This is a genomic window from Micrococcus sp. 116, assembly GCF_902506395.1.
GTDB lineage: Bacteria > Actinomycetota > Actinomycetes > Actinomycetales > Micrococcaceae > Micrococcus > Micrococcus luteus.
Map to the genome: position 1 here is coordinate 1,859,815 of NZ_LR732370.1, position 11,128 is coordinate 1,870,942.

13 protein-coding genes are annotated in these 11,128 nt (G+C 72.1%); 11 read left to right on the forward strand and 2 right to left on the reverse strand.

Features of this window, described 5'->3' with window-relative positions:
* Position 1: 1 nt before the first annotated feature.
* From paaB to CITRIK5_RS08665, 11 genes are all read left to right on the forward strand, one after another.
* Complete coding sequence (paaB, locus tag CITRIK5_RS08615) at positions 2–304, forward strand: 1,2-phenylacetyl-CoA epoxidase subunit PaaB (protein WP_020624884.1); 303 nt, start codon at positions 2–4, stop codon at positions 302–304.
* Positions 301–1,134 carry a 1,2-phenylacetyl-CoA epoxidase subunit PaaC gene (gene paaC / locus CITRIK5_RS08620; RefSeq protein WP_095347245.1) on the forward strand — a complete coding sequence of 278 codons (834 nt, stop codon included), beginning with the start codon at positions 301–303 and terminating at the stop codon, positions 1,132–1,134. The genes paaB and paaC overlap by 4 nt, the downstream gene beginning before the upstream one ends.
* Complete coding sequence (paaD, locus tag CITRIK5_RS08625; protein ID WP_061866840.1) at positions 1,131–1,640, forward strand: 1,2-phenylacetyl-CoA epoxidase subunit PaaD; 510 nt, start codon at positions 1,131–1,133, stop codon at positions 1,638–1,640. Before paaC ends, paaD begins: the two co-directional genes overlap by 4 nt.
* On the forward strand, positions 1,640–2,809 hold the full coding sequence (gene paaE / locus CITRIK5_RS08630; protein ID WP_061866839.1) for a 1,2-phenylacetyl-CoA epoxidase subunit PaaE: 1,170 nt from the start codon (positions 1,640–1,642) through the stop codon (positions 2,807–2,809). The genes paaD and paaE overlap by 1 nt, the downstream gene beginning before the upstream one ends.
* A 31-nt stretch (positions 2,810–2,840) precedes the next feature.
* Positions 2,841–3,626 carry an enoyl-CoA hydratase/isomerase family protein gene (locus tag CITRIK5_RS08635; protein ID WP_159833542.1) on the forward strand — a complete coding sequence of 262 codons (786 nt, stop codon included), beginning with the start codon at positions 2,841–2,843 and terminating at the stop codon, positions 3,624–3,626.
* Between the two features lie 231 nt (positions 3,627–3,857).
* Positions 3,858–5,216, forward strand: a complete 1,359-nt coding sequence (locus CITRIK5_RS08640) for an MFS transporter (protein ID WP_061866837.1) — start codon at positions 3,858–3,860, stop codon at positions 5,214–5,216.
* Between the two features lie 178 nt (positions 5,217–5,394).
* A complete protein-coding gene (locus CITRIK5_RS08645) occupies positions 5,395–6,612 on the forward strand; it encodes a thiolase family protein (RefSeq protein ID WP_060973845.1) in 1,218 nt (405 codons plus the stop codon).
* A gap of 4 nt (positions 6,613–6,616) precedes the next feature.
* Positions 6,617–7,402 carry an enoyl-CoA hydratase/isomerase family protein gene (locus CITRIK5_RS08650; protein ID WP_060973844.1) on the forward strand — a complete coding sequence of 262 codons (786 nt, stop codon included), beginning with the start codon at positions 6,617–6,619 and terminating at the stop codon, positions 7,400–7,402.
* 8 nt (positions 7,403–7,410) lie between these two features.
* Positions 7,411–8,298 carry a 3-hydroxyacyl-CoA dehydrogenase family protein gene (locus tag CITRIK5_RS08655; RefSeq protein ID WP_123244484.1) on the forward strand — a complete coding sequence of 296 codons (888 nt, stop codon included), beginning with the start codon at positions 7,411–7,413 and terminating at the stop codon, positions 8,296–8,298.
* 120 nt (positions 8,299–8,418) lie between these two features.
* A complete protein-coding gene (locus CITRIK5_RS08660; protein ID WP_119217751.1) occupies positions 8,419–8,802 on the forward strand; it encodes an MmcQ/YjbR family DNA-binding protein in 384 nt (127 codons plus the stop codon).
* On the forward strand, positions 8,802–9,296 hold the full coding sequence (locus CITRIK5_RS08665) for an SRPBCC family protein (RefSeq protein WP_119217750.1): 495 nt from the start codon (positions 8,802–8,804) through the stop codon (positions 9,294–9,296). The genes CITRIK5_RS08660 and CITRIK5_RS08665 overlap by 1 nt, the downstream gene beginning before the upstream one ends.
* Before the next feature lie 21 nt (positions 9,297–9,317).
* On the opposite strand, the gene panD is transcribed toward CITRIK5_RS08665, so the two are convergent.
* Positions 9,318–9,755, reverse strand: a complete 438-nt coding sequence (gene panD / locus CITRIK5_RS08670) for an aspartate 1-decarboxylase (protein WP_119217749.1) — start codon at positions 9,753–9,755, stop codon at positions 9,318–9,320.
* 183 nt (positions 9,756–9,938) lie between these two features.
* Entirely contained in the window at positions 9,939–10,931 is a 993-nt protein-coding gene (locus CITRIK5_RS08675) for a DUF559 domain-containing protein (protein ID WP_095353734.1), read from the reverse strand.
* Positions 10,932–11,128 lie beyond the last annotated feature (197 nt).

Consider the following 11,128-nt stretch of genomic DNA (forward strand, 5'->3'; position numbering starts at 1 on the left):
CATGAGCGAGACCACCGCCGCCTCCCACGCCTGGCCCCTGTGGGAGGTCTTCGTCCGCGCCAACCGCGGCCTCTCCCACGTGCACGCCGGCTCGCTGCACGCCCCGGACGCCACCCTGGCGCTGCGCAACGCGCGTGACCTGTACACCCGCCGCAACGAGGGCACCTCCGTGTGGGTCGTCCCGGCCGAGGCCATCGCGGCCTCAGACCCGGACTCCAAGGGCGGCTTCTTCGAGTCCGCGCAGGGCAAGTCCTACCGTCACGCCACCTACTACCAGCAGTCCGAGGGGGTGCCGCACCTGTGAGCTTCGCGACCAACGACTCCGCCACGAGGCACTCCGCGGGCGTGGCCATCACCGCCGAGGAGATCGCGGCGGGCGAGCAGAAGGCGAGCGACGACGTCGCCCGCTACGCCCTCGCCCTCGGCGACGACGCCCTGATGCTCGGCCAGCGCCTGTCCTGGTGGATCTCCCGCGCCCCGGAGCTCGAGGAGGACATCGCCCTGGGCAACATCGCCCTGGACCTCGTGGGCCACGCCCGCTTCCTCCTCTCCTACGCCGGCACCGCGTGGGGCAAGACCGAGGACGAGCTCGCGTACTTCCGCGACGAGGAGGAGTTCCGCTCCGTCCGCCTCGTGGAGGCCGAGAACGGCGACTTCGCCAAGACGATCGCCCGCCAGCTGTACTACTCCTTCTACTCGTACGAGCTGTACACCCGCCTGCGCGAGTCCACGGACTCCACGCTCGCCGCCATCGCGGACAAGGCCCTCAAGGAGGTCCTGTACCACCAGGACCACGCCGCCCTGTGGCTGCAGCGCCTGGGCCTGGGCACCGAGGAGTCGAAGCGCCGCATGCAGCGCGGCCTGGACGAGCTGTGGCCCTACGTGGCCGAGCTCTTCCACGACGACGACGTCGTCCGCGCCCTCGCCGAGCAGGGCGTCGCCGTGCTGCCGTCCTCGCTCGAGGAGCCCACGATGACCCGCATCCGCGCGGCCATCGAGGAGGCCGGCCTGACCGTCCCGACGACGGGCACCGCCCGCGGCGGCGACCGTTCCGGTGCCATGAGCGAGTACCGCGGGTACATCCTCGCGGAGATGCAGTCCCTGGCGCGCCGTCACCCGGGAGCGACCTGGTGACCACCGCCAGCGAGCTGCGCCCCGCCGATCCCGCCGACGCGCGGGTCTGGGATGCGGCCTCCACCGTGCACGACCCGGAGATCCCCGTGCTGTCCATCGCGGACCTCGGGATCCTCCGGGAGGCACGGGCCGATGGCGAGAGGGCCGTCGTCGTCATCACGCCCACCTATTCCGGCTGTCCCGCCATGGACACCATCACCACGGACGTCAGCCGCGCGCTCGAGCGCGCCGGGTTCCCCGACGCCGAGGTGCGCCTGGTGCTCCAGCCGGCGTGGACCACGGACTGGATGACGGACGAGGGCAAGGCCAAGCTCAACGAGTACGGCATCGCCCCGCCCGTCGCGCGCACCACGGACGGCCCGGTCAGGATCGGCATGGCCGTGAAGTGCCCGCGCTGCCACTCCCTGAACACCCGCGAGATCACCCGCTTCGGCTCCACCTCCTGCAAGGCCCTCTACACCTGCCGGGAGTGCCTCGAGCCCTTCGACTACTTCAAGGTGCACTGATGACCGAGACCACCGACGTCCCCACCACCGGCAAGCGCCGCGCCACGTTCAACACCCTCGAGGTGTCCGAGCTGCGCCGCCTGACCGACGACTCCGTGGAGATCACCTTCGCGGTGCCCGAGGAGCTCGCCGACGACTACGACTACGTGCCGGGCCAGTACGTGGCCCTGCGCAAGGAGCTCGACGGCGCCGAGGTGCGCCGCTCCTACTCGATCTGCGCCGTCCCGAAGCGCGGCGAGATCCGCGTGGCCGTGAAGAAGGACATCGGCGGCAAGTTCTCCACGTGGGCCAACGAGAGCCTCGAGGTCGGCGAGAAGATCGACGTGATGAACCCGCAGGGCGCGTTCACGTCCCGCACGCACGTCACCTCTCTCAACGACGCCCAGAAGGTGGCGGCGGAGAAGGTCGCGGAGAAGAAGGACACGCACCTGGTGGCGTTCGCGGCCGGCTCGGGCATCACCCCGATCATGGCGATCGCCAAGGCCGTGCTCGCGGCCTCCGAGACCTCGCGCTTCGACCTGGTCTACGCGAACCGCTCCGCCATGGACGTGATGTTCGCCGAGGAGATCGGCGACCTCAAGGACAAGTACCCGGCCCGGTTCACGGTGCACCACGTGCTCTCCCGCGAGCAGCGCGTGTCCCCGCTGCTCTCCGGCCGCATCGACGAGGACAAGCTCACCACCCTCCTGGACCGCGTGATCGACGTGGAGGGCACCGACGAGTGGTTCCTCTGCGGCCCGTTCGAGCTCGTGCAGCTCACGCGTGAGACGCTCGCCGCCCGCGGCGTGTCCGAGGACGACGTGCGCTTCGAGCTGTTCACCACCGGCCGTCCGGAGAACCCGCAGGGCCACTCCGGACGTGTCGTCGAGGTGGACCCGAAGGGCGACAACGTGACCATCGAGTTCAACCTCGACGGCCTCACCGCCAAGGTCGAGTCCCCCAAGTCCGCCCACGAGACCGTCCTCAACGCGGCGCTGCGCGTCCGCTCGGACGTGCCCTTCGCGTGCGCCGGCGGCGTGTGCGGCACCTGCCGCGCCAAGGTCGTCGACGGCGCGTACGAGATGGACGAGAACTATGCGCTCGAGAAGGACGAGGTGGAGAAGGGCTACGTGCTCACGTGCCAGACCCGCCCGACCTCCGACTCGATCACGCTGGACTTCGACGCCTGAGCGCCCGCCCACGAGACCGAAGGAGCCCCCGATGATCGAGATCACCGTCGAGAACGGCGTCGCCGAGATCGTGCTGGACGCCCCCCAGAGGATGAACGCCCTGGACGAGGCCGCGCTGGCCGAACTCCAGGCCGCCTACGAGCGGGCCGCCGCCGGCGTCGAGTCCGGCGAGGTCCGGGCCGTGCTGCTGCGCGGCGAGGGCCGCGGCTTCTGCGCGGGCCGCGACATCTCCGCCGTGGTCCCGGCCGAGGACGACGCCACCGCCTACCTGCGGGACAAGGTCACCCCGGTGCTGCGGGCCATGTCCGCGATCCCGGTCCCCACCTTCGCGGCGGTGCAGGGCGCCTGCCTGGGTGTGGGCCTGGGCCTCGCGATCGCCACGGACGTGGTGTACGTGGCCGAGGACGCGAAGATCGGCTCGCCGTTCGCGAACCTCGGGGCCACCCTGGACGCCGGCGGCCACTGGCTGTTCACCGAGCGCCTGGGCGCGCACCGCACCCTGGACCTGATCTACACGGCCGAGCTCCTCTCGGGCGTCGAGGCCGTCCAGGCCGGGCTGTTCTCCCGGGCCCTGCCCGCGGACGAGCTGCTCGAGTTCACCCGTGCGAAGGTCGCCCAGGTGGCCTCCGGCGCGACCCTCGCGTTCCGCGCGTCGAAGGAGCTCGTGGCCCAGGTCCGCGACCGGCGCGTGGGCCTGTGGGAGTCCCTCGACGCGGAGAACATCGCCCAGGGCGAGCTCTGCGGCACCGCCGACTACGCCGAGGGCTTCCATGCCTTCCAGGAGAAGCGGAAGCCGGAGTTCACCGGCCGCGGCTGAGCCGCCGCACCCCGCCACCGACGACGGCGCCGCACCCTTCGCACGAGGGGCGCGGCGCCGTCGTCGTCCCGGCTACGCCGCGTCACATTCCCGTCATCAGCCTGGATCGTGGCGTAAGTCACATGGGATCGTATGCGGTGACGGGTGTCACTTCCCGACCGATCGGTCGGGTGCCACACCGTCCCGCCGCCGTCTCACGGTCGGCCGCCGCACCGCATCCCAGGAGCACCCATGAGCCACACCGTCGCATCCCCCGCGGCGACCGCCCCCGCGCGCGATCGCCGCGAGGAGCGCAAGGTCATCGCCGGCACCGTCGTCGGCACCACCATCGAGTGGTACGACTTCTTCATCTTCGCCCAGGCCACCGCACTCGTCTTCGCCGCCCTCTTCTTCCAGCCGATGGGCGAGAGCGGCTCCCAGATCGCCGCGTGGGCCACCCTCGGCATCTCCTTCCTCATCCGCCCGCTCGGCGCGATCGTCGCCGGCCACCTCGGCGACCGCTTCGGCCGCAAGTTCGTCCTTTCCCTCACGCTGATCGGCATGGGCCTGGCCACCACCCTCATCGGCCTGCTGCCCACCTACGCCCAGATCGGTGTGTGGGCCCCGATCCTGCTCGTCGTGCTGCGCCTGCTGCAGGGCCTGTCCGCCGGCGGCGAGTGGGGCGGCGCGGCGCTACTGTCCGTGGAGCACGCCCCCCACGGCAAGCGCGGCCTGTTCGGCTCCGCCCCGCAGATCGGCGTGCCGCTGGGCATGATCCTGGCCACCGGTGTGCTGTTCATCGTGCGCTCCACCATGTCCGAGGAGCAGTTCCTCACCTGGGGCTGGCGCATCCCGTTCCTGATCTCCGTGGTGCTCATCGTCGTCGGCTACCTGATCCGCAAGGCCGTCGAGGAGTCCCCGGTCTTCAAGGAGATGCAGCAGCTCAAGGTGGACGAGTCCGCCCCGCTGGGCGAGCTCTTCCGGCACCACACCAAGGAGGTCATCCTCGCCGCCGTGATCTTCGCCGCGAACAATGGCGTCGGCTACCTGCTCATCGCGTGGTTCTCGAAGTACGGCGGTCCGAAGGGCCTGGGCATGACCTCCTCCGAGGTGCTCATCGCGAGCCTCGTCGGCGGCGTCGGCTGGTTCATCTTCACCCTGCTCGGCGGCTGGGTCTCGGACAAGATCGGCCGCAAGCTGACCTTCGTCCTCGGCTACGGGTTCCTGATCGTCTGGGCCTTCCCGCTGTTCGGGCTGCTGAACACCGCGTCTCTGCCGCTGTTCTCGCTGGGCCTGTTCGTCCTGACCCTCGGCCTGGGTCCGTCCTACGGTCCGCAGTCGGCGATGTACGCCGAGATGTTCCCGGCCCGCGTCCGCTTCTCCGGCGTCTCCATCGGCTACGCGCTCGGCACCATCATCGGCGGCGCCTTCGCCCCGCTGCTCGCCGACCAGCTCGTGAAGACCGGCTGGGAGAACGTGGCCTGGTACATCATCGTGATCTCCGCGATCTCGCTCATCGCCGTCCTGTTCGTCCCCAAGGGCATCCAGGACCGCGAGCTGCACGACGAGCAGGTCGTCGCCACCCGCTCCCACCCGGTGGTCCCGGCCTGATCCGGGCCGCCTGACGGGCTTCGCCCGTCCCCACCCCACGACGACGGCGCGTCCTCCTCCGGAAGGGCGCGCCGTCGTCGTGCGGTGCGCGGCCCGGTCCGGCCCGGGATACTGAACCTGAACGCACGGTCGGTAATTCGCCGCGCCCGCCTCGTCGTCGGTCACTCAAGGAGTCTCCATGTCCGCACAGTCCCAGGCCCTGCTCGTCGGCGGTCGCCGCACGCCCGTCGGCAAGTACGGCGGCGCCCTCTCCTCCGTCCGCCCCGACGACCTCGCCGCCCTGACCATCAAGGCCGTGATCGAGGACGCCGGCATCGACCCGTCGGTCGTGGACGACGTCATCCTCGGCAACGCCAACGGCGCCGGCGAGGAGAACCGCAACGTCGCCCGCATGGCCTGGCTGCTGGCCGGCTTCCCGGACACCGTCCCGGGCATCACCGTGAACCGCCTCTGCGCCTCGGGCATGTCCGCGATCGGCATCGCCACCGCGATGGTGCGCTCCGGGATGGCCGACGTCGTCGTGGCCGGAGGCGTGGAGTCGATGTCCCGCGCCCCCTGGGTGATGGAGAAGCCGACGACGGCGTTCGCCAAGCCCGGCGCGGCCTTCGACACCGCGATCGGCTGGCGCTTCGTGAACCCGCGCTTCGCGGACGGCGAGTTCGGGGAGAAGTTCACCTTCTCCATGCCGGAGACCGCCGAGGAGGTCGGCGAGGTGGACGGCATCACCCGCGAGAACGCCGACGCCTTCGCCGCCCGCTCGCACGAGCGTGCGCTGGCCGCCATCGAGGCCGGCCGCTTCGCGGACGAGATCGTGCCCGTCGTCGTCACGGGCCGCAAGGGCGCCGAGACGATCGTGGACACGGACGAGGGCCCCCGTCCCGGCTCCACCCCCGAGGTGCTCGCCGGCCTGCGCCCGATCATCAAGAAGGACGGCGTGGTCACCGCCGGCAACTCCTCCTCCCTCAACGACGGCGCCTCGGCGATCCTCGTCGTCTCCGAGCGGGCCGCGCAGAAGTACGGCCTGACCCCGCGCGCCCGCGTCGTGGAGTTCACCTCGGCGGGCCTGGCCCCCGAGATCATGGGCCTGGGCCCCGTCCCGGCCACCGAGAAGGCCCTCGCGCGCTCCGGCTGGTCCGTGGCGGACCTGGGCGCCGTCGAGCTCAACGAGGCCTTCGCCACCCAGTCCCTGGCCTCGATGCGGCGCCTCGGCCTGGACCCGGAGACCGTCAACGCCGACGGCGGCGCGATCGCCCTGGGCCATCCGCTGGGCTCCTCGGGGTCGCGTCTCGTGGTCACGCTGCTCGGTCGGATGGAGCGCGAGGGCGCGGACAGGGGCCTGGCCACGATGTGCGTGGGCGTGGGCCAGGGCTCCGCGATGCTCGTCGAGAGGGTCTGAGCAGATGACCGACTTCAGCCACTTCTCGGCGCTGCACGTCGAGGAGCGCGAGGACCGCGTCCACGCGCGCATGGACCGCCCGGGCGTGCGCAACGCGATCGACCAGACCATGGTCGACGAGTTCCACGAGCTCTGCGCCCACCTCGAACGCGAGCCGAAGATCCTGATCATCTCGGGCACGCAGGTGGAGTCGAAGTGCGAGCCGGGGACGTTCTCCGGCATCTTCGCCTCCGGCGCGGACATCGGACAGCTGCGCGAGCGCCGCCGCGACGACGCCCTGCGCGGCGTGAACTCGCAGGTCTTCGACCGCATCCACCGGCTGCCCATGCCCGTGATCGCAGCGATCGACGGCTTCGCCCTCGGCGGCGGCGCGGAACTGGCCTACGCGGCCGACTTCCGCATCGCCACCCCGGCGCTGAAGATGGGCCAGCCCGAGACGAGTCTGGGGATCACCGCCGCTGCGGGCGCCCAGTGGCGGCTCAAGGAGCTGGTGGGCGAGCCGGTGGCCCTCGAGCTGCTGCTCGCCGGACGGATCCTGGACGCGCAGGAGGCCCTCGAGCTCAAGCTCGTCACCGAGCTGCACGAGCCGGAGGCCCTCCTCGACGCCGCCGACGCCCTCGCCGACCGCATCGCGCAGCAGGACCCGCTGGCGGTGCGGCTGTCCAAGCGCGTCTTCCACCTCCCCCGCGAGGCCCACCCCCACGTGGACGAGATCGCGCAGGCCATCCTGTTCGAGTCCGAGGCCAAGTTCGAGCGCATGCAGGCGTTCCTCGACCGCAAGAAGAAGTGAGGACTGACATGACCGATCAGCAGCACACCCCTGATGCCGCGCCGTCCTCCGTGCCCGCCGTCGTCGGCGTCCTCGGCGGCGGCCGGATGGGTGGCGGCATCGCCCACGCGTTCCTCGTCTCCGGCTCGTCCGAGGTGGTCGTCGTCGAGCGCGACCCGCGGTCGGCCGAGGCCGCCAGGGAGCGCATCGAGGCCGACCTGGCCGCCTCCCTGGACCGCGGCAAGATCGACGGCGACCTGGACGAGTGGGCGCAGCGCCTGACCGTCACCGTGGACCGCGCCGACTTCGCCCGCTGCGACCTCGTGGTCGAGGCCGTGTTCGAGGACATGCAGGTGAAGATCGAGGCGCTCACCGACGTCGAGGCCCACCTGCGCGAGGACGCCTGGCTGGCCAGCAACACCTCCTCCCTGTCCATCGACGAGATCGCCTCGCACCTGCAGCGTCCCGAGCGCTTCTGCGGCCTGCACTACTTCAACCCGGTGCCCGCCTCGAAGCTCGTGGAGGTCGTGATCGGCGAGCAGACCGGTGCGGAGCTCCAGGCCCTGTCCACCGAGTGGGTCCGCGGGCTCGGCAAGACCCCCGTCGTCGTCAAGGACGCCCCGGGCTTCGCCTCGTCGCGCCTGGGCGTGGCGATCGCGCTCGAGGCCATCCGCATGGTCGAGGAGGGCGTGGCCTCCCCCGAGGACATCGACGCCGCCATGGTGCTCGGATACAAGTTCCCGGTCGGCCCGCTGGCCCTGACCGACATCGTGGGCCTGGACGTGCGCCTGGGCATCGCGGAGTACCTCGAGTCCCAGCTGGGTGAGCGCTTCGCCCCGCCGCAGCTCATGCGAGACATGGTGGCCCGCGGCGAGCTCGGCCGGAAGTCCGGCAAGGGCTTCTTCGACTACCGCTGAGCCCCCGGGGCAGGCGCTTTCGAACGGGAGATAGGGCCTATCTCCCGTTCGAAAGCGCCCATTCCCCCGATATCACGTTCGAAAGTGCGGGGCGGGGCGGGCGCGGCTAACGTGGCGGGCATGGACGAGCCCACGCTGCTGCGCATCGCCCGCGACCGCGCCCTCGAGCTGCCGGGCAGCGCCGCGTCGCACCCCTTCGGCCCGGACACCGAGGTCGTGAAGGTGCAGGGGAAGCTGTTCGTGGTGTTCATCGACCACGACGGGCGCCGCCTCGTGAACGTCAAGGCCCGCCCGGAGGACGGCGCCCAGCTGCGCGCGGCCCTGCCCGCGGCGATCACGCCCGGCTATCACACGGACAAGCGGCACTGGCTCAGCCTGGCCACGCACCCGGACCTCGACGAGCAGCTCGTCCGGGACCTCGTCACGGAGTCGTACCTGCTGGTCGTGGCGAGGCTCCCCCGCACCCGGCGCCCCGTGGACCCCGAGACCTTCGGCCGGGCCTGATGTCGGTCGACCGCCCCTTCCGCTTCACCCACCGCTGGGCCGTCCCCGCGGACGCCCGGTCCGTGCTGGCCCTGCTCGCCGACCCGGCCGGCTACCCACGCTGGTGGCCGGCCGTCCCGCGCGCCCGTCGCCTGGGCCCCGACCGCGCCGCCGTCCGGCTGCGGGGGTTCGTGCCGGTGCGTCTGACGATGGAGCGTCTCATCGACGACCGTGCCCGCGGCCTTCTGGTCGCGCGCCTGAGCGGGGACCTGACGGGCACCGTGCGGGTCACCGTCCACGACGACGGCGCCCCGGCCGGACACGCGCCGCGCTGCGTCGTGGCGTGGGAGCAGGAGGTGGTGCTGACCTCGCCGTGGATGCGCGCTGTGTCCCGCGTGCCGGGCGCCCGCGCCGCGATGGGCCTCAGCCACGCGGCCGCGATGCGCTCCGCGCGTCGGGCGCTCGGGGCGAAGGCCGTGCCGACCGCTGATCCCGCTCGAACGTCTCGTCCATGACGGCCCGGCGCCCCGGCCGGCTCAGAGCTCGGCCTGGGCCTCGTCCCACTCGCGGGACAGCGGCGGGCGGGAGAGGCCGTCGAGGAGGCCGTCGGCGGGGTCGACGCCGAGCTCCACGATCCTGTTGTCCGCGTCCACGTGGACGACCTTGGGCTGGAAGTTGCGAGCCTCGTCGTCGTCCATCTGCCCGTAGGCGATGAGGATGACGATGTCCCCCGGATGCACCAGGTGGGCGGCGGCGCCGTTGATGCCGAGCACGCCGGAGCCCCGTTCGCCCGCGATGGTGTAGGTCTCCAGTCGCGCGCCGTTGGTGACGTCCACGATGGACACGAGCTCGCCGGGGAGGATGTCCGCGGCGTCCAGCAGGTCCTGGTCCACGGTCACGGAGCCCACGTAGTGCAGGTCCGCCTGGGTCACGGTGGCCCGGTGGATCTTGGCGTGGAACATGGTGCGCAGCATGCGGCAGAACTCTCCGGATGAGGGGGTGGGTCGGGTCCGAGAGGACCGGTGCTCGATTCTACGCCGGTCCGGAGACGAGGGGCAGGGGCCGACGCCGGCCCGAGGCTCCCGCCCCTCTCGCCGAGGCCCGCAGACACGCCGTTACCGCCAGGCCGTAGCGGCGCGTCTGCGGGCCTCGACAGGTCAGATCCACGACGGCGGCACTCGGCCCGGCATCGTCCGCGCGGCCACCAGGCCCCGCAGCTGCCGCACGAAGAGCTCCCAGTGCCCCGGCAGGAACACGTCGGCGGTCACCCGGATCACCTCCCACCCCTCCGCGCGCAGGGCCGCGTCCCGCTCGCGGTCCTCACGCCACTGCCGGCGATCCGTGCGGTGCTGATCGCCGTCGTACTCGACGGCCACCTTGGCCTCCGCCCACACCAGATCGACGCGGAGCCGCTGTCCCGTGGCGAGGCGGATGCACGGGTTCACCGCGGGCTCGGGGACGCCGTCCAGGACGAGCCGCACCCGCAGCCGGCTCTCCTGCGGCGAGTCGGCCCCGGGACGCACGAGCTCCAGCGCCTCCCGGGCCGCACGGATCCCGCGCACCCGACCGCGTTCCTCGACGGCGGCGCGCAGCTCGGCCACGTCCGTCACCCCGGGAGGCAGCCGACGGCGGCGGGCCTCCGTCGGGGCGGTCCGAACCATGCTGTCCCCCAGCGCGACGAGATGCTCGAGCGGCCCGGCGTGCGCGGCGAGGTCCACGAAGGTCCACCCCGGTGCGGTCACACGCACCCCGTCCACGATCCGCACCGGTGCGTCGGCGCGGAGGCGGTGTGAGCGGATCCCGGCCCGGCTCGACGCGGTGCCGTGGCCGCGCGGGGTCGCGATGTGCACGGACCGGTCGGCGGCGAGCGGCCCGGTCAACCACAGGCCGAGCACCCGGGCGGCCGTGACGTGGCTGAACACGCCCTCGGGGTGCAGATCCTGCAGTGCCCGCACATGATCCATGGGGTCCGGTGCGACGCCGCGCAGGCCCCAGAGCCCCCAGCCGAGGGAGACCACGTCCCCGCGCCGCAGCCGGGCCGCACTCACGCCCGCCTCGCGCGCGGCCGGGGTCGAGAACACGGTCGGAGCGCGGAGGAGGCCGTCCAGTCCGCAGCGCATCGGAGGCAGGGGCGCGGGCGAGCGGGGCATGGGCCGAGCGTGCCCGATCCGGGCGGGCCGCCGTCGTCGTCCGCCGGGATCTGTGGACGACGCCCCGCCGAGGCCCGCAGACACGCCGCCACGTCCTGGCCATAGCGGCGTGTCTGCGGGCTTTGGCGCCACGGGTCGCCGCCAGACCCCACCCCACCCCTCCCCACGACGACGGCGTCACCCCCGACACCAGGAGA

Excerpts from the sequence above, each read along its gene's own strand:
- paaB (WP_020624884.1), top strand. The coding sequence starts at position 2 with ATGAGCGAGACCACCGCCGCCTCCCACGCCTGGCCCCTGTGGGAGGTC.
- paaE (WP_061866839.1), top strand. The coding sequence starts at position 1,640 with ATGACCGAGACCACCGACGTCCCCACCACCGGCAAGCGCCGCGCCACG.
- CITRIK5_RS08635 (WP_159833542.1), top strand. The coding sequence starts at position 2,841 with ATGATCGAGATCACCGTCGAGAACGGCGTCGCCGAGATCGTGCTGGAC.
- CITRIK5_RS08640 (WP_061866837.1), top strand. The coding sequence starts at position 3,858 with ATGAGCCACACCGTCGCATCCCCCGCGGCGACCGCCCCCGCGCGCGAT.
- CITRIK5_RS08645 (WP_060973845.1), top strand. The coding sequence starts at position 5,395 with ATGTCCGCACAGTCCCAGGCCCTGCTCGTCGGCGGTCGCCGCACGCCC.
- CITRIK5_RS08650 (WP_060973844.1), top strand. The coding sequence starts at position 6,617 with ATGACCGACTTCAGCCACTTCTCGGCGCTGCACGTCGAGGAGCGCGAG.
- CITRIK5_RS08655 (WP_123244484.1), top strand. The coding sequence starts at position 7,411 with ATGACCGATCAGCAGCACACCCCTGATGCCGCGCCGTCCTCCGTGCCC.
- CITRIK5_RS08660 (WP_119217751.1), top strand. The coding sequence starts at position 8,419 with ATGGACGAGCCCACGCTGCTGCGCATCGCCCGCGACCGCGCCCTCGAG.
- CITRIK5_RS08665 (WP_119217750.1), top strand. The coding sequence starts at position 8,802 with ATGTCGGTCGACCGCCCCTTCCGCTTCACCCACCGCTGGGCCGTCCCC.
- panD (WP_119217749.1), bottom strand. The coding sequence starts at position 9,755 with ATGCTGCGCACCATGTTCCACGCCAAGATCCACCGGGCCACCGTGACC.
- CITRIK5_RS08675 (WP_095353734.1), bottom strand. The coding sequence starts at position 10,931 with ATGCCCCGCTCGCCCGCGCCCCTGCCTCCGATGCGCTGCGGACTGGAC.